Origin of the sequence: Cupriavidus sp. CuC1 (genome assembly GCF_044627735.1) — a bacterium.
GTDB lineage: Bacteria > Pseudomonadota > Gammaproteobacteria > Burkholderiales > Burkholderiaceae > Cupriavidus > Cupriavidus ulmosensis.
Genome location: NZ_JBIUHC010000048.1, coordinates 44,748 through 61,954, shown reverse-complemented (window position 1 = coordinate 61,954; position 17,207 = coordinate 44,748). Strand labels below are relative to the sequence as shown.

17 protein-coding genes are annotated in these 17,207 nt (G+C 67.7%); 10 read left to right on the top strand and 7 right to left on the bottom strand.

From position 1 onward, the window contains the following. Positions 1-93 precede the first annotated feature (93 nt). On the bottom strand, positions 94-987 hold the full coding sequence (locus ACGLHR_RS21275; protein ID WP_400096228.1) for a LysR substrate-binding domain-containing protein: 894 nt from the start codon (positions 985-987) through the stop codon (positions 94-96). Positions 988-1,105: 118 nt separating this feature from the next. Between ACGLHR_RS21275 and ACGLHR_RS21270 the strand changes: the two genes are divergently transcribed. Genes ACGLHR_RS21270 through ACGLHR_RS21255 form a run of 4 tightly spaced genes read left to right on the top strand, consistent with a single transcriptional unit; the run spans position 1,106 to position 5,785 of the window. Further along, entirely contained in the window at positions 1,106-3,199 is a 2,094-nt protein-coding gene (locus ACGLHR_RS21270) for an FUSC family protein (protein WP_400096227.1), read from the top strand. Continuing rightward, positions 3,193-3,405, top strand: a complete 213-nt coding sequence (locus ACGLHR_RS21265) for a DUF1656 domain-containing protein (protein WP_318236503.1) — start codon at positions 3,193-3,195, stop codon at positions 3,403-3,405. Before ACGLHR_RS21270 ends, ACGLHR_RS21265 begins: the two co-directional genes overlap by 7 nt. Continuing rightward, a complete protein-coding gene (locus ACGLHR_RS21260; protein ID WP_400096226.1) occupies positions 3,402-4,331 on the top strand; it encodes an efflux RND transporter periplasmic adaptor subunit in 930 nt (309 codons plus the stop codon). The genes ACGLHR_RS21265 and ACGLHR_RS21260 overlap by 4 nt, the downstream gene beginning before the upstream one ends. Continuing rightward, a complete protein-coding gene (locus ACGLHR_RS21255) occupies positions 4,328-5,785 on the top strand; it encodes an efflux transporter outer membrane subunit (protein WP_400096225.1) in 1,458 nt (485 codons plus the stop codon). Before ACGLHR_RS21260 ends, ACGLHR_RS21255 begins: the two co-directional genes overlap by 4 nt. 13 nt (positions 5,786-5,798) lie before the next feature. Here ACGLHR_RS21255 and ACGLHR_RS21250 read toward each other — a convergent pair whose 3' ends face one another. Further along, entirely contained in the window at positions 5,799-6,725 is a 927-nt protein-coding gene (locus tag ACGLHR_RS21250; protein ID WP_400096224.1) for a LysR family transcriptional regulator, read from the bottom strand. Positions 6,726-6,884: 159 nt separating this feature from the next. Between ACGLHR_RS21250 and ACGLHR_RS21245 the strand changes: the two genes are divergently transcribed. The 3 genes from ACGLHR_RS21245 to ACGLHR_RS21235 all read left to right on the top strand — a co-directional run bounded on the left by ACGLHR_RS21245 (position 6,885) and on the right by ACGLHR_RS21235 (position 8,802). Next, positions 6,885-7,805 carry a pyridoxal-phosphate dependent enzyme gene (locus ACGLHR_RS21245; protein WP_400096235.1) on the top strand — a complete coding sequence of 307 codons (921 nt, stop codon included), beginning with the start codon at positions 6,885-6,887 and terminating at the stop codon, positions 7,803-7,805. Between the two features lie 336 nt (positions 7,806-8,141). Next, on the top strand, positions 8,142-8,486 hold the full coding sequence (locus tag ACGLHR_RS21240; protein WP_400096223.1) for a hypothetical protein: 345 nt from the start codon (positions 8,142-8,144) through the stop codon (positions 8,484-8,486). A 115-nt stretch (positions 8,487-8,601) separates the two neighbouring features. Further along, complete coding sequence (locus ACGLHR_RS21235) at positions 8,602-8,802, top strand: hypothetical protein (protein ID WP_400096222.1); 201 nt, start codon at positions 8,602-8,604, stop codon at positions 8,800-8,802. Positions 8,803-8,851: 49 nt separating this feature from the next. Here ACGLHR_RS21235 and purU read toward each other — a convergent pair whose 3' ends face one another. From purU to ACGLHR_RS21215, 4 genes are all read right to left on the bottom strand, one after another. After that, complete coding sequence (gene purU / locus ACGLHR_RS21230; protein WP_400096234.1) at positions 8,852-9,757, bottom strand: formyltetrahydrofolate deformylase; 906 nt, start codon at positions 9,755-9,757, stop codon at positions 8,852-8,854. Further along, entirely contained in the window at positions 9,757-12,264 is a 2,508-nt protein-coding gene (locus ACGLHR_RS21225; protein WP_400096221.1) for an FAD-dependent oxidoreductase, read from the bottom strand. Before ACGLHR_RS21225 ends, purU begins: the two co-directional genes overlap by 1 nt. Positions 12,265-12,413: 149 nt before the next feature. Continuing rightward, positions 12,414-12,845, bottom strand: coding sequence for a VOC family protein (locus ACGLHR_RS21220; protein ID WP_318236496.1), 432 nt, complete (start codon positions 12,843-12,845; stop codon positions 12,414-12,416). A 34-nt stretch (positions 12,846-12,879) separates the two neighbouring features. Continuing rightward, positions 12,880-13,314 (bottom strand): YybH family protein, encoded by a 435-nt coding sequence (locus tag ACGLHR_RS21215; RefSeq protein ID WP_400096220.1) that lies wholly within the window; start codon positions 13,312-13,314, stop codon positions 12,880-12,882. Between the two features lie 114 nt (positions 13,315-13,428). On the opposite strand from ACGLHR_RS21215, the gene ACGLHR_RS21210 reads away from it, so the two are divergent. Next, positions 13,429-14,184: a TetR/AcrR family transcriptional regulator gene (locus ACGLHR_RS21210; RefSeq protein WP_400096219.1), complete on the top strand. Its 756-nt coding sequence runs from the start codon at positions 13,429-13,431 to the stop codon at positions 14,182-14,184. An 80-nt stretch (positions 14,185-14,264) separates the two neighbouring features. Here ACGLHR_RS21210 and ACGLHR_RS21205 read toward each other — a convergent pair whose 3' ends face one another. Further along, on the bottom strand, positions 14,265-15,170 hold the full coding sequence (locus ACGLHR_RS21205) for a LysR family transcriptional regulator (RefSeq protein ID WP_400096218.1): 906 nt from the start codon (positions 15,168-15,170) through the stop codon (positions 14,265-14,267). A 125-nt stretch (positions 15,171-15,295) separates the two neighbouring features. Between ACGLHR_RS21205 and ACGLHR_RS21200 the strand changes: the two genes are divergently transcribed. After that, a complete protein-coding gene (locus tag ACGLHR_RS21200; protein ID WP_400096217.1) occupies positions 15,296-16,489 on the top strand; it encodes an MFS transporter in 1,194 nt (397 codons plus the stop codon). A gap of 101 nt (positions 16,490-16,590) precedes the next feature. Beyond that, positions 16,591-17,145 (top strand): cysteine hydrolase family protein, encoded by a 555-nt coding sequence (locus tag ACGLHR_RS21195; protein WP_400096216.1) that lies wholly within the window; start codon positions 16,591-16,593, stop codon positions 17,143-17,145. Positions 17,146-17,207: the final 62 nt, after the last annotated feature.

Sequence of the window (17,207 nt, the reverse complement as noted above, 5' to 3'; positions counted from 1 at the left end):
CAGCTAGAAGCATCAAAACCCCGCCCAGCAAGCGCCAAAACCCGCGTCAGCGGGCCACAAGCAATACACATCGCACATGGCGCCGATAAGCGCTCACGCCCCCAGCACTTCCTCGCAAACCGAAAACCACGCCCGCGCCGCATGCGACAGGTAGCGTCCCGGCGACCAGATATGGGCGAGCGCCCAGTCCATGGCGGGCTCCGTCAGCCGTGCCACGGCGAGCTTGTCGCGGATATCGAGCTTGTCCAGCAGCGGCTGGGGCAGGAAGGTGGTGCCCAGACCGGCCGCGGCCATCGAGACGAGAAAATCCCAGTGCCCGCTTTGCGCCACGATGCGAGGCTCCAGGCGGGCATCCAGAAAGACTTGCCGCAGCTTGCGGGTCAGCGAGAAGTCTTCGGTCAGCATCAGCAGGGGCTCGTCGCGCAGCGCCGCCAGGGTGACGGTCTTGCCCTTGGCCCAGCTGGCCTTGCGGGGGCCGGCGACCCAGATCGGGTATTTGGCGAACTCGCGTGTGGCCAGTTCCAGGCCGCTATCCCGGGGCAATACGGTGGCGCCGACTTCCAGCTCGCCACTTGCCACCTGCTGCTCCACCATGTGGCCGCCATGCTCGGCCAGGCTCAGCTCCAGGTTGGGATAGCGCTGGCGAAAGGCGCTGACGGCCGGCGAGAAGAACAGGTTGGCCATGGGCGGGATCCCCACGGTCAGCTGGCCACGGCCCAGCGAGGAGAGATCGGCCACTTCGAGCGTTAGCCGGTGCACCACGCCCAGCGCTTCCTGCCCGCGCTCGTAGACCACGCGCCCCACGTCGGTCAGCCGCACCTGCTTGCCTTCGCGGATCAGCAGTGGCTGGCCGATCTCGTCTTCCAGTTGCCGCACCATCTTGCTGATGGTGGACTGCGTGACGAACAGGGAGGTCGCCGCCTGGGTGAAGCTCTTGAGGCGAACGGTTTCAACGAAGTAGCGCAGGGCGCGGATGTCGATGGGCATTGGGTACTTCCTTTGCCATGAAAAAAGCGAATGTGATTCGCAATTTTAAATCATGGCAGGAATGTCCGCCAGTTGGCTACACTTCGGGCCTACGCTCTTTCCAACGGATATTCGCGTCATGGCTAGCTGGCCCAGCGCACGACAGTGGCTCTTTTCACTGAAGGCGTTTGCCGCCTCGATGCTGGCGCTCTATATCGCGCTCGCGCTGGGTTTGCCCCGCCCTTACTGGGCCATGGCAACCGTCTATTTTGTTTCTCACCCGCTGACCGGCGCCACCCGCTCCAAGGCCGCGTATCGCGTGGCGGGCACGGTGCTGGGCGCGACGGCCGCGGTGGTCACGGTGCCGTTGCTGGTCAACGCGCCGGTGTTGCTGATGGCCGCGATCGCCCTGTGGACGGGGGGCTTGCTCTATTTCTCGCTGCTGCAGCGCACGCCGCGCAGCTATGTCTTCCTGCTGGCCGCCTATACGCTGCCGATCGTGGCGCTGCCCGCGGTGAGCGAGCCGGCGCAAGTCTTCGATATCGCCGTTGCGCGCATCGAGGAAATCGTCATCGGCATCCTCTGCGCCGGCATGGTGGGCGCCATCGTCTTCCCGGCCAAGGTGGCGCCCGCGCTGCGGGCCCGCTCCGCGACCTGGCTGGCGGACGCGGCACTCTGGGCCACCGACATGTTGTCGGCCGATCCCGACGCCAACGCCACGCGCCACGGCAGCCGCCACCGGCTAGCCGCCGACATCCTCGCGCTGGACCAGCTCATCACCCAGCTCTCGTACGACACGGAAAGCGCCCACACGCTGCGCCACGCGCGCGCTTTGCGCGAGCGGATGACGATGCTGCTGCCCGTGCTGTCCTCGCTGGCCGGCGTGCTGCAGGCGCTGCGGCGCCACGCGCACGGCATACCGGATAGCCTGGCGCGCCATATGGCCGGCATGTCTGCCTGGATCCGCGCGGGCTTTGACGGCCCGCCGCCCGCGCTGGAGCCGGAGGCGGGCCCGTGGGCGGACTACGCGCTGGCGCCCGGCTGGCATGCGGGCCTGGTCGCCACCGCCAACGGTCAGTTGCGCACGCTGGCGGCGCTGTGCGAGGACTGCCACGCCCTGCAGCATGGCATCGGCGATCAGGCGGCCAGCGCCGCCGCGCCGTCGATGCGCGCGCTTGGCCGCGGCGCCGAGCGCGCGGACCGGGCGCATCACCACGATCACGCCATGCTGCTGTTCTATGCCTGCTCCACCAGCCTGGCCGTGTTTTGCGCGGGCTTGCTGTGGATCGTCTCGGGATGGGAGGACGGCGCGGGGTCGGTGGCGGTGGCGTCCATCGCCTGCTGCTTCTTTGCCACCATCGAGGAGCCCCGGCCCGTGGCGCATTCGTTCTTGCGCTGGAGCGGATTCTGCTTTGCCGTGTCGTCGTTCTACCTGTTCCTGGTGGTGCCGAACGCGCACAACTTCGAGACGCTGGTGGGCATGCTGGCGTTGCCCTACATGGGCATCGGCATGCTGATATCGCGGCCCGGATTCAACCTGATCGCCATGCTGCTGTCGGTCAATACGGCGTCGTTCGCCAATGTGCAGAGCGTCTACGACACGAACTTCCTGACCACCTTCAACGGCAGCCTGGCCAGCATCGGCGGCATGCTGTTCGCGCCCTTGTGGGCCATGGCGACGCGGCCGTTCGGCGCGCGCGTGGCGGCGCACCGGCTGATCCGCGCCAGCTGGAAGGACCTGGCACAAGCCGCCACGCGGCGCGAGCCGGGCGAGCAGGCCAAGCTCGGCGGCCGCATGCTGGACCGGCTCAGCCAGCTGGTGCCAAGGCTTGCGGCCAGCGACGACAAGATGGCTTCGGATGGCTTTGCCGAGCTGCAGGTAGGGTTTGGCGCGCTGGCGTTGCAGCGCAGCCTGCCCGGGCTGCGCCCGGCCGCGCGCCGCGCCGTGGCCAGGGTGCTCAATGCGGTTGCCTTGCATTTCCGCGCGCGCCTGAAGGCCGGGCACGCGATGGCGCCGCCGGATGCGCTATCCGAGCGGATCGACAAGGCGCTGCGCGAGGTGGCCATGCAAGCCGACGGAGCGCAAAGCCCCGGCGAGCACGCGCGCAGTGCACTGAGCGCGTTGATTGCCCTGCGGGTCACGCTGTATCCGGCGCAGCCGCAGGCCACAGCGCGGCAGGTGCAGCCGTCTCTGTCCATGCCGCTCCCAATACGCGGGCAGCCCCGATGCTAAGCGCGGAAATCGATCTCTACGGCGTCTTCGTGCCAGGCTTGCTGGCATTGATGCTCCTCACCTTCGTCATCACCGCCTGCATGCGTGCGGTCCTTGCGCGCGCAGGCTTTTACCGGCTGGTCTGGCACCGGTCGCTCTTCAATCTAGCCCTTTACGTCATCGTGCTGGGTGGCGTGGTCGCCATGGCCCGCTGGCTGCAATCATGAAATTCAAGTTCCGTTTGTTGGTCCCCGTGCTGCTGACCCTGCTGGCCACCCTGGCCGCGCTCTTCGTGAGCAAGCATCTGTGGGATTACTACACCGTGGCGCCATGGACGCGCGATGGCCACGTACGCGCCGACGTGGTGCAGGTCGCGCCCGATGTCTCGGGGCTGGTGACGCAGATTCTCGTCAAGGACAACCAGCGCGTGCGGCGCGGGCAGGTGCTGTTCGTGATCGACCAGGACCGCTACCAGCTGGCGCTGCAGCAGGCCATGGCGACGGCCGCCGCGCAGCGCGCCACGCTGGCGCAGGCGCGCCGCGAGGCCGCCCGCAACCACGCCCTGTCCGAGGTGGTCGCCACCGAAGTGGTCGAAGAAGGGCAGGCGCGGGTGCAGCAGGGCGAGGCGGCGCTGGCGCAGGCGGAGGCGGCGGTCGGGCTGGCAAAGCTCAACCTGGCCCGCACCCGGGTGGCCAGCCCCGTGGATGGCTTTCTCAACGACCGCCTGCCGCGCCTGGGCGACTACGTGGCTTTGGGCCGGCCGGTGCTGTCGATGGTTGACCTGAATTCCTTCCACGTCGAAGGCTATTTCGAGGAAACCAAGCTGCAGGGCATCCGCGTTGGCAACCCGGTCTCCGTGCGCATCATGGGCGAGCGCACGATCCTGCACGGCCACGTGCAGAGCATCGCCGCCGGCATCGAGGACCGCGACCGCAGCAATGGCGCCAACCTGTTGCCCAATGTGAACCCCACGTTCAACTGGGTGCGGCTGGCGCAGCGCGTGCCGGTGCGCATCGTGCTAGACGACGTGCCGGCGAATGTGCGGCTGGTGTCGGGACGCACGGCGACGGTATCGGTGGCGGAGCCCGGCAAGCACATTGCCGTGCTGCGTGAGGAGACCGAGAAGGAGACCGAGAAGGAGGTCGTGCAATGAGCAAGCTCGGGCACGCCTTGCTGCCGGTATTGGCCCCGCTGCTGTTCGCCTGCACCACCGTGGGCCCTGACTACCACGTGCCGGAGCTGTCGGCAATACGTGTACCGGAGGCCAACGGGCCGTTACTCGGCACGAATGACCCGGCTGTTTCCGTCACACCGGTCCCCGACGACTGGTGGCGCCTGTACGACGACCCCAAGCTCGACGCACTGGTGCAGCAGGCGCTCAGCGCCAATACTAGCCTGCGCGTGGCCGCCGCCAACCTGCGCCGTGCCGTGGAGATCTATCACGAGGTGGAAGCAGAAAACCTGCCCCAGGCGGCCTTCTCCGCCAAGGCCGAACGCGCGCAGATCGCGGGCGAGAGTTTCCTGCTCAAGGAGAAGGTGCCGGTCTTCAACCTGGGCGACGTCGGTTTCTCGGTGTCCTACCTTGTAGACTTCTTCGGCAAGCTGGCCCGCGCCGACGAGGCCGCGCTGGCCAGCGCCGAGGCGAGCCAGGCCGCGCTGGATATGGCGCGCGTGAGCGTGGTGGCGGAAACCGTGCGGGCCTATGTGCAAGGCTGCGCCGCCACGCATGAGCTGGCAGTGGCGCAGCAGCAGGTCGCGCTGCAGGCGCGCGGCGTGGAGATCGCCGGCAAGATGGTCGCCGCCGGCCGTGGCCAGCCCACCGACATGCTGCGCGCCCGCGCGCAGGCCGAGACCTTGCGCGCTGCGTTGCCGCGTTTCAAGGCGGAGAAGGAGGGCGCGGCCTACCGGCTCGCCGTCATGCTGGGCAAGCCGCCGGCAGCGCTGCCTGAAGCGCTGGCCGAGTGCCCGGAGGAGCCGACGCTGCGCCAGGCGATTCCTGTCGGGGACGGCGCAGCGCTGCTCAAGCGCCGCCCCGATATCCGCCAGGCGGAGCGCGAGCTGGCGGCGGCCACAGCGAAGATCGGCGTGGCCATGGCGGATCTCTATCCGTCGATACGCATCGGCGCATCGGCTGGCTTGAGCGGCATCCTGAGTGATCTCGGCACCGGCCCGACCGCGCATTGGGGCCTGGGCCCGCTGATCACCTGGAACCTGCCGACCAATGGCGTGCGCCCGCGTATCCACGCCATGGAAGCCGGCGCGGACGCGGCACTCGCCCGCTTCGACGGCGTGGTGCTCCAGGCGCTGCAGGAAACGCAGAGTGCGCTCAGCGCCTACACGCGGGAACTGGAGCGCAACCAGTCCCTGCGCGTGGCGCGCGACGACGCCAGTGAGGTCGCCCGGCAACACCGGATGCTGTACAAGGCGGGTCGCGTGCCGTATTTGTCCAGCCTGGATGCCGACCGCACGCTGGCTGGGGCCGAGGCGGCACTGGCGGCGTCGGACAGCCAGGTGGCGATCAACCAGATCAACCTGTTCCTCGCGCTGGGCGGCGGCTGGCAGAACAGCCCGGAGGTGGCGGAGCACAAGGTGAACGCGGAGCATTAGATCGCTGCGCACGCTATGGCTTGTCGCGTGCCGGCCTTGCCTTCCTGCCGGTGACGTGCCGCACCGATTCGATAAAGCGCTGCACGCGCGGCGAGCGGCGCGACGCCGAATACACAAACTCGATATCGACCCCATCGGTCAGGTCGGCCAGCGCGATGAACGTGATGGCCGGTGGCGCATGCAGTTGCGAACTGGCAGGCACCAGCGCGCAGCCCATGCCGGCGGCGACCAGGCCCAGGATGGTAGGCGTGTCGGTGCCGATCTGGACGATATGCGGCGTGAACCCGGCCTTGGCGCACGCGGCCATCAGCAGGCTGTGCTGCGCGCTCGACTTCTCCCGGTTGAACCACACGAAGCGTTCGCCGGCGATATCGGCAAGCCGCCGTGCTTGCTTCGCTGGCGCGAAATGCTGCGCCGGCACGGCCAGCACAAAGTGCTCCCGGTACAGGGCGATGCCGCTCAGGCTGGCGTCGTCCGGCGTGCGCCACGCCATGATGCCGCCGTCCAGTTCTTCACTGCGGATCGCCTGTGCCTGCTGCAGTGACAACAGCGGCTCGATCGAGAGCAGTATTTCCGGGTTCTGCTCCCGGAAGTGCGCAAGAATCGCCAGCGTCACGGGCGAGGCCAGGTAGCTGGGCATGATGCCGAGCGTGAACGTGCCGGTCTGGCCCTGCGCAATGCGATGGGCCCGGTCACGTGCCTGTTCCAGTTGCAGCAGCGACTGCTTCGCGTCGTGCAGGAAGCTGGTGCCGGCATCGGTGAGTTGCACGCCCTTGGCATGCCGCTCGAACAATGGGGCGCCGATACCCGCCTCAAGATCCTGGATCTGCCGCGACAAGGCTGGTTGCGTGATGTTCAGTGCCCGGGAGGCCGCAATGATGCTGCCTTCTTCCGCGACGGCGATGAAGTAGCGCAAGTGCCGCGTTTCGATGTTTCGCATGCTTTGCCGGTTACCCTGTGAATATTGCTATGCCTTGCAAGTATAGCTTTCAGGCTTGATCGGCATTTGACCGCATAGGCGGCAGGCTTCTAGCATTCAAGGTTCTTCATGCCAGAACCAAGAAGCGCCACCATGCCCCATGCTGAAAAAGCCCTGCCCGTGAGCCTGCACATCGTCACGCCACTGCTGCGATCCACGTCCTGCTCGGCGCGGCTGGGGCGCTCGGTGTGGTTCAAGATGGAGGCGCTGCAGCCCCCGGGCTCGTTCAAGGCGCGCGGCATCGGCCATGCATGCCAGACCTACAAGGAGTGGGGCGCAACGCGCTTCGTGTCCTCCTCGGGCGGCAACGCCGGCATTGCCGTCGCCTACAGCGGGCGGCTGCTTGGCGTGCCGGTGACCGTCGTCGTGCCCGAGACCACCTCGGCCGCGGCGCGCGAGCGCATCGCGGCGGAAGGCGCCGAGCTGGTGGTGCACGGGCGTGCATGGAGCGAGGCCAACGAGCACGCGCTCTCGCTGATGAAGCCGGACTACGCGTTTATCCACCCCTTTGACGACCCCCTGCTGTGGGAAGGCCACGCGACGATGATCGACGAGGTGGCTGCCGCCGGCGTCAAGCCGGGCGCGGTAGTGCTATCGGTAGGCGGTGGCGGCTTGCTATGCGGCGTTCTTGCCGGGCTTGAACGCAATGGCTGGCACGATGTGCCCGTCATTGCGGCCGAGACCGTTGGCGCGGATTCCTACGCCGCCTCGCTGGCGGCCGGCGCGCAGGTCGAGCTGCTGCCCGCCATCACCAGCATCGCGACATCGCTGGGTGCCAAGAGCCCTTGCGCCAAGGCGGTCGAGTGGTCAAGGGTGCATCCGATCGTCAGCGAGGTGGTCACGGACAAGGAAGCCGTGGGCGCGTGCCTGCGCTTTTTGGCCGAGCACCGGATCGTGGTGGAGCCGGCGTGCGGCGCGGCGCTGGCCGCGCTGGAGCGCAAGCCCGCCGCGCTGATGGCGGCAAGCGACGTGCTGGTCATCGTCTGCGGCGGCGCCGGTGCCACTGCCGAACAACTGCAGGCCTGGGATCGCGCAGCCTGACGCCTGGCCGGCGGAGTTCACCAGGTACGCGCGGGCCAGTCGGGTTTCGCATGCGTGGATGGCAGCCGTGCAGCTATCCGTCTGCCCCGCATTCGCCCCGCATTCGCTACCCGCGCGGTTTTCTATTGTGAAAAATCCGACTGGAACCGAGACGTTTAATTCATCCCGGGAATGACTCGCCGTGACTACACTGTGGCCTGTACCGCGCTGCTCAACGCATCGAACGCGCAGTGCAGCTCAAAAGGCGAAACAGACGACATGCGGGACGCAAGAATCCGCCTATCCCGTTCCACACCCAGTGGAAAGTGCCGCCCAATCTGGAATCAAGCAGCAATCATGAATAAGAAGCGCTTCACGCCCCTTGTTTGCGCAGCCGCCTTCGGCGTCTGCCTCCTGGCCTCCACGCAAGCCAGCGCAACGGGTCCGAAAGATAGCACCAACGCCGGCGACAAGTACGGCTACGCACTCCACAACGGCAAGCGCGACCCCTTCACCGACGGCGCCCGCGTTGGCGACCGCCGCGACCCGTTCACCGATGGCGCCCGCGCTGGCGACCGTCGCGATCCGTTCACGGACGGCGCGCACGGCAGCGCCGTACTGGACCTCGCCGGGCGCGACCTGACCGGCGTATCGGCCCCGCCGGCGCATAGCGCGGCAGCCAGCCGCCAGGCCATCGCCTGATACAGCGGATACAGCGCTGCCGGTCCGGCCCCGGGACCCCTCCACCTGCGGCCGGACTGGGAAACATCAAGTTCCTCCACGCATTGTCAATGCCATTCCTGTCCAAAGACAAATCATGAAAACCATCGTGCTGGCGCTGCTGAGCGTCACGGCCATCGCTGCCTCGCTGCCCGCTTTTGCCGGTCCCGACTGGACCGTTATCGAACGCGCGCGCGCCCAGAAGCAGGCGCAGGCAAAGCAGCAAGCGCAGACGCCCTGCGCACTGAAGTCCAACCAGGCAACGGCCACGTCCGGCGCCGACGGCAAGCAAGGCTAAGCCTTACCTCTGCCTTTACCGCTTGCCCGGGGGCCGGCGCCCAAGGCGTTCATCGGAACACCAGCGTGCGGCCCCCATTGCGCAGCACGCGGTGCTCCGCGTGCCATTTCACCGCGCGTGCCAGCGCCACGCATTCCACGTCGCGCCCGATGGCGGCCAGCTGGTCCGCATCCATGGCATGGTCCACGCGCGACACTTCCTGCTCGATGATGGGCCCCTCGTCCAGTTCCGCCGTGACGTAGTGCGCGGTGGCGCCGATCAGCTTCACGCCGCGCTCATAGGCCTGGTGATACGGCCTGGCCCCTTTGAAGCTCGGCAGGAACGAGTGGTGGATATTGATCGCGCGCCCCTCCAGCCGGCGGCACAGGTCGTCTGACAGCACCTGCATGTAGCGCGCCAGCACCACCAGGTCGATCCGGTATTCGCAGAACAGATCCCACAAGCGCGCTTCCTGCGCCGCCTTGGTATCGCGTGTGGCTTGCAGCAGCGGCAGGTGGTGAAACGGAATGTCGTAGCTCGCGGCCAGCTGGTAGAAATCCTTGTGGTTCGACGCAATCGCCGCGATCTCGATCGGCAACTGGCCGGTGCGGTGGCGGAACAGCAGGTCGTTCAGGCAGTGCCCGATGCGCGACACCAGCAGCATCACCCGCGGCCTGCGCGCGGCATCGTGCAGGGCCCACTCCATCTCGTAGTCCGTCCCCAGCCCGGCAAACGCCGCGCGCAGATGCGTCAGCGCGTCGTCCGCGCTGCCGCCCGGGGGCAAGGCGCGCCGGAAGTGCACGCGCATGAAAAAGCGCGCGCTAGGCCGGTCGCCGAACTGGGCCGAGTCGAGGATATTCGCGCCCGCTTCGCACAACAGGCTGGCCACGGCGTGGACGATTCCCGAGCGGTCCGGGCACGACAGGGTCAGGATGTAGCTGGCGCAGTCGGATAGGTTCTCGGTTGCGTTGTCCATCATGCCTTGGCCCTGGCGCTGGTTGGGTCGTAAGGTGCGCGCAGGTGCACGCTGGCGGGCAGCAGCTCGCCGGCCAGGTCGACGTGGTAGGTGCCTTCGGCGATCCACTGGGCGTTGGCCGCGCCGTTTTCACGTTGCAGCAGCGCCATCCCCACCGGGCAACCCAGCGTATGCCCGAAGGCCGCCGAGGTGACGAAGCCGGCCGGGCGCACTGTGCCATCCGGGCCGGTGCGCAGCACGGCTTCGCCGCCCCACAGCATGGCCTGGCTGGCGCCGTCGAGCGTCACCACGGCCACGCGGCGCCGCGCCTGTGCCGCGCCGCCGGCCGCGCGCAGCTTGAGCAGCGCCTCGCGGCCCCGGAACGGGATCGGCTTGTCGAGCTTGCAGGCAAAGGACAGCCCGGCCTCGAACGGATTGATGTCGGTGGTCAGCTCGCGGCTCCAGGCGCGGTAGCCTTTTTCGATGCGCAGGGATTCAATCGCGTAGTAGCCGGCGTTGGCCAGGCCGAAGGGTTTGCCCGCGGCCTGCAGCGTCTCGTAGACGCCCACCGCAAACTCCACCGGCACGTAGAGTTCCCAGCCGAGTTCGCCCACATAGGTCAGGCGCGTGGCGCGCACCGTGGCGTAGCCCAGGTCGATCTCGCGCGAGCTGCCGAACGGGAAGGCTTCGTTGGAGAAGTCCGCGCGCGACACGCTCTGCAGCAGCTCGCGCGAGCGTGGGCCCATCACCGCCAGCACGCTGTACTGGCCGGTGACATCGACGATGGCGCAACGCTGGCCGGCGGGAATCAGGCGCTCGATGTAGTCGAAGTCGCGCGTGGTCTGGGCCGAGCCGGTCACCAGCAGATACTGGTCGTGCGCGAGCCGGGTCACGGTCAGGTCCGATTCATAGGTGCCGCGCTCGTTGAGCATCGCGGTGTACACGGTCTGGCCGGCGGGCACGGCCACGTCGTTGCTCATCAGGTGCTGCAGCACCGCCTCGGCATCGGCGCCCTTGACGATGTATTTGGAGAACGAGCTCATGTCGAACAGCGCCACGCCCTCGCGGCAGGCGCGATGCTCCGCGCCGCTCCACGGCAGCCAGTTCTGCTGGCCGAAGGAATACTCGATCTCAGGCGCGACGCCCGGCGGCGCGAAGAAGTTCGGCCGCTCCCAGCCCATCTTGCTGCCGAAGTTGGCGCGGGCGTCGCGCAGGTGCGCATACAGCGGCGAGCGGCGGAAGGGCCGCGCGGTATCCAGCTCGCGGTTGGGCCAGGGCATGGCGTAGTGCAGGCCCAGGGTTTCCTTGACGCGGTCGTGCAGCCAGCTTTGGTTGCCGTTGAAGCCGGCAAAGCGGCGGATATCGACCGGCCACAGATCCATGGTGGGCTCGCCCGCCACGATCCATTCGGCCAGCGCCATGCCAGCGCCGCCGGCGGAGGCGATGCCCATGGAGTTGAAGCCCGCGCCCACGTAGAAGTTGCGCAGTTCGGGGGCTTCGCCCAGGATGAAGTTGTTGTCAGGCGTGAACGATTCGGGGCCGTTGTAGAACTGCTTCACCTGGGCCGTCTCCAGCGCCGGCACGCGCTGCAGCGCGTTCTGCATCAGGATCTCGAACTGGTCCCAGTCGTCGGGCAGCAACTGGAACTCGAACGGCTCCGGAATGCCTTGCATGCCCCAGGGCTTGGCGTTGGGCTCGAAGCCGCCCATCACCAGCCCGCCCACCTCCTCCTTGAAGTAGATAAAGCCGTCGGGGTCGCGCATCACCGGCAGGTCGGGATGCACGCCGGCAATGCGCTCGGTGACGATGTAGTAGTGCTCGGCCGAATGCAACGGCACCGTCACGCCGCACAGCCGGCCCACCTGCCGGGCCCACTGGCCCGCGCAATTGACCACGATCTGCGCGCCGATGGTGCCTGAGGCGCCGTCCTTGTCTTGCCAGCTGACGCCGCTGGCGCGGCCGTCCCGGGTATGAATGGCCGTGACCTTGGTGTCCTGCACGATCATCGCGCCACGGGTGCGCGCGCCGCGCGCCAGCGCCTGGGTGAGGTCGGTGGGATTGGCCTTGCCATCGCCCGGCAGCCACACCGCGCCGTGCAGGTCGTCGGTGCACATCACCGGCCACAGCTCGCCAGCCTCGCGCGCCGAGATGACCTGGCAGTCCACGCCGTAAGCACGCGCCACCGCCGCGGTGCGCTTGAGCTGCGTCATGCGCTCGGCGGTACGCGCCACCGAGAGCGAGCCGCACTGCTTCCAGCCGGTGCCCAGCCCGGTCTCGGCCTCCAGCTCGCTGTACAAGCGCGTGGAGTAGCGGATCAGCTTGGTCATGCTCTCCTGCGCGCGCAGCTGCCCCACCAGCCCGGCCGCGTGCCAGGTGGTGCCGCACGAGAGCTGGCCCTGCTCGAGCAGGACGACGTCGGTCCAGCCGAGCTTGGTGAGGTGATAGGCCACGCTGCAGCCAATGATGCCGCCGCCGATGATGACGACGCGGGCGTGCTCGGGAACGGGGCGGCGGGGAGAAGCAGACATGGAGGCACCTGTGGAAAGATCGCGCCGGAAGGCGCTGGGCTTGTTTGCCACAGTTTGCCAATAAAAAACACAAAATGCAACATAACGAGACATGAAAAAGCCACGCCAGGGTGACTGGCGTGGCTTGGCTCAGTGGGATGCAGCGCGGCTCAGGACTCCAGGACGATGACCATCCACATCAGGCCAAAGCGGTCCGCCGTCATGCCGAAGCGCGGCGAGTAGAACGTCTTGCCCAGCGGCATCATTACCTGCCCGCCCTCGGCCAGGGCGTTGAACACGCGGTCGGCGCTGGCCACATCAGGCACGGTCACGGACAGCGAGAAGCCCTGGAAATCGGGCTTGCCCGTGCACCGTCCATCGGACATCATCACCGTGGTCTCGCCGATGCGCATCGACATGTGCATGATCTTTTCTTCAGTGCCGGCCGCGGGCGCGCAAGCGCCCTCGGGCGGGGGAGACTCCGGCGGGGGGGCCTCCTTGAAGCGCATCATCATGATCACTTCCGCGCCCACGGCGCGCTTGTAGAACTCAGCCGCCTCCTCGCAACGGCCTTCAAAGAACAGATAGGGTTGGACTAGCATCTTGTCTCCTTTCCACTTTCAGGGTTGAAACGCGTCAGGCGTTGAAACTCACCGGCATCGATGCGTGCTCGTGCACAACCAGCCATCGGCCGGCGATCTTGCGAAAACAAACGGTGGCGCGCACCCAGGCTTGCTGAGGGGCGCCGCCCTTGGGCGTGCTGCTGATCCGGCCGACGCTGTACCAAAAAGCCAGGTCCTCGCCGGCCGTCAGGTGCATCTCGGCCATCTCGAAACCGACTGGGCCTTCCAGGCTGTCGAACCACTGCTGCCAGCGCTCGCGGTATGGCGCCACGCCACGGGAGTGCACAGGCGGCACCACATCGAAGATGACCACGTCTTCAGCATAGTTGCGCATCATGACAACGGCGTCTTTCGCGCGCACGGCGTTGACCCACGTGTCGACCAGGGCACGCACCTCGGCTTCGCTGCCAGGGTGCGACGAGGGCTGGGAGGTGGAGGTATTTGCCATCCTTGCTCCTTGCATGAAGGGAACGCGGGGGTCGTGGCGACGATCCGGCCAATCATTGTGTACACTGTCCACTACAATAGTAAAGAAAATGGACGCTGTCCACATGGTGAGGAAATGACCGGCGCAAAGCGCTCTTCACGCATCCCGCGCATCGCGAGCTCGACGGATTCGGCCGATGCCAGCGGCACTGCCGTTCCTGCGGATTCGGCGGTATCCACCACCTCTGCCACCTCTGCCACCCCAACGGCCCGCAGCACCTACCGGCATGGCGACCTGCGCCGCGCGCTGCTCGACGCCGGCATGGAACTGGCGCGCGATGGCGGCCCGGATGCCGTCGTGCTGCGCGAGGCCACCCGGCGCGCCGGGGTCGTGCCCAACGCCGCCTACCGGCACTTCGCCAGCCGCCAGGACCTGTTGCAAGCGGTGCGTGCCGCTGCGCTCGCGGCGCTGGCGCAAGCCATCGAGGCCGAGCTTGCCGTGCTGGACGACAGCGCGCCGCCCGCGGATTTCGCCCGCGCCAGCCTGCGCGCGGTCGGCACCGGCTACATGCAGTTCGCACTCGCCGAGCCCGGGCTGTTCCGTACGGCATTCTCGGTGCCGGATGAGCTGGAAGGCGTGCCGGTCCCGGATAAGGCGGGCAACAGCGGGCTGAACCCCTACCAGTTGCTGGGCGCGGCGCTGGACCGGATGGTGGCGGCCGGCGTGCTGCCCGCCGCGCGCCGGCCCGGCGCCGAATACCTCGCGTGGTCCGCCGTGCATGGCTTGTCGATGCTGGTCATCGACGGGCCGCTGCGCATGGTGGCGATGTCGCCGGGGCAGGCGCACCAGATCGGGCAGCGGCTGCTGGAAATGGTGGAGAAGGGGCTGTAGGGTGCCTTGGCACTAATCACTAATCACTAATCACTAATCACTAATCACTAATCGAGCTGCGAGCCGCGAGCCGCGAGCCTCTAACCCATCTCCACCCGCTCCGCCAGAAAATCCAGCAACGCCCGCACCCGTGCCGGCAAATGGCGGCCCTGGCCAAGGTACACGGCGTGCACCGCTTCCAGGTCGCCGGGGTTGAAGGCTTCCAGCAGCGGCACCAGCCTCCCTGCGGCGATGTCCTCGCGCACCTGGAACACGGCCATCCTGGCCAGGCCCAGCCCGCCCAGCACGATCCGCCGCAGCGCGTCGCCATTGCTGGTCATGGCATTGCCGATTGGCGCCACCATGGTGGGTTGCCCGTCTTCCAGCATCGGCCAGCCTTCGATCGCGCGCGCATAGCCCAGCTTCAAGCAGTTGTGCCCGGCCAGGTCGGCGGGCACGCGGGGCGTGCCGCAACGCGCCAGGTAGGCGGGCGCGCCCACCACCACCATGCGGGTCTCGCCCAGCTTGCGGGCCACCAGTTGCGAGCTCTTCAGCGCGCCGGCGCGGATTGCTACGTCGGTGCGCTCCTCCATCAGGTCGATGACCTGGTCGGTCAGCACGATATCGAGCTGGATGTCCGGATACAGCGCCAGGAAGGCCGGCACCAACGGCAGCAGGAAGTGATCGCCAAAGGGCACGTTGGCGTTGATGCGCACGCGGCCATGGGGCGCGGCGCTGGCGGCGGCGCCGCGCTCAGCGTCGTCCAGGTCGGCCAGCACGCGCACGGCGCGCTCGTAGAAGGCGCTGCCTTCCGCCGTGAGCTCGATGCGGCGCGTGGAGCGGTTGACCAGGCGCGCGCCGAGCCGGGTCTCCAGCCGTGCCACCAGCTTGCTGACGGCCGACGGCGTCATGCGCAAGGCGCGCGCGGCGGCGGAGAAGCCACCCAGCTCCACCACCCGCACGAACACTTCCATCTCGCCGGAGCGGTTGACATCGAGCCTGGGCATTGTGAATTCAATTCATAAATGTTGTTCGTGCGGGCATTCTACCGCACCAATCTCCCCGTCCCCATACTCCGCTCCATGCTGCACCGACTTCCCGGGGCGCACGTAATCCGCTTCACATACTCCCTATGCCACTCGCTCTCTATGCCTTGACCGCCGGCGCCTTCGGCATCGGCGTCACAGAATTCATCATCATGGGCCTGCTGCTCGAGGTCGGGACCGACCTTGGGGTCTCCATCGCGGCGGCGGGCCTGCTGATTTCCGGCTATGCGCTCGGCGTGGTGGCCGGCGCACCGATCATGACCGCGCTGACCGCCCGCTGGCCGCGCAAGACGGCGCTGCTGGGCCTGATGGTGATCTTCACCATCGGCAACGCGGCCTGCGCGCTGGCGCCGAACTACGAGTTGCTGATGGCAGCGCGGGTGCTCACCGCGCTGGCGCACGGCACCTTCTTTGGCGTGGGCTCGGTGGTCGCCACCGGGCTGGTGGCGCCGCACAAGCGCGCCTCGGCCATTGCCGTGATGTTCACCGGGCTGACGGTGGCGAGCGTGCTGGGCGTGCCGTTCGGCACCTGGCTCGGCCAGGCCCATGGCTGGCGCGCCAGCTTTTGGGCGGTGGCCGCCGTCGGCCTGCTGGCGGTGCTGGTGATTGCCCTGGCAGTGCCGGCCGAGCGCGCAGCGCCGGAAGCCCCCGACCTGCGCCGCGACCTGCGCGCACTGATGCGCCGGCCGGTGCTGCTGGGGCTGCTGACCACGGTGCTGGGCTACGCCGGCGTGTTCGCGGTGTTCACGTATATCGCGCCGATCCTGACGCAGATCACCGGCTTTGCCGACAGTGCCGTCTCGCCCATCCTGCTGGTCTTCGGCGTGGGCCTGGTGGCCGGCAACCTGCTTGGCGGCAAGCTGGCCGACCGCCATCTGCAGGCCACCGTGCTCGGCAGCATGCTGGCGCTGGCCGTGGTGCTCGGGCTGATGGGTTTTGTCCTGCACAGCAAGGTGCTCTCCGTGATCTTTGTCGGCCTGCTTGGGGTGGCCGCCTTCGCAACAGTGGCGCCGCTGCAGATGTGGGTGCTGGAGCGCGCCAGCGGCGCAGGGCAGAGCCTGGCGTCGAGCTTCAATATCGCGGCCTTCAACCTGGGCAACGCCATTGGTGCGTGGCTGGGTGGCGTGGTCATTACGCGCGGACCGGGGCTAGGTGCCGTGACCTGGGTGGCGGCACTGGTGCCGGTGGTGGCAGTGGCGGTGGCGCTGCTGGCCATCCGGCTCGATCGGGGGACGCCGGCGAACGGTGGGGTCAAGCTGGCCTCGCAGCCCATGCATTGATTTCGGGGCACTGAGTCCAGGGCGGGACCTTGCATTGCGGTGGCGCGGAGGGTCGCTTATGCTGGCGGCTGTCCCGCCAATGGCCATCCGCCCTTCGTTCGATGCAAACCGCTCTGATCGTGATTGACGTACAACGTGGCCTGTTCGACGATGCGCCACGGCCGGGCGATGCCGATGTCGTGCTCGGCCGCATCAACGGCCTCACGCAACGGGCGCGCGCAGCCGGCGTGCCGGTGGTGTTCGTGCAGCACGAGCAGGCTGGCGGCGCGCTGTCGTTCGGTTCGCCGGGCTGGGAACTGGAGCGCACGCTGGTCGTACAGGCGCAAGACCATCTTGTGCGCAAGACCACGCCCGACGCCTTCCTGCATACCGAGCTCGCCGCGCTGCTTGATCGCTTGCAGGCCAGGCATCTGGTCATCTGCGGCTATGCCACCGAGTTCTGCGTGGACACCACCGTGCGCCGCGCCGCCGGGCTTGGCTATTCGATCACGCTCGCCGCCGACGCACACACTACGCACGACAAGCCGCACGCCAGCGCCGAGCTGATCCGGCGCCACCACAATGCCACGCTGTCGGCCATCACCAGCTTCGGCCGGCCGATCCGGGCGCTGGCGTCGGAAGTCATCGGGTTTGGCGGTGGCGCGGCGGGCGGCTGAGGCAAGAGAAGGCCGTATCGTCTGTGCAAGACCCACATCAACCGCACCACAGGATCACCAAC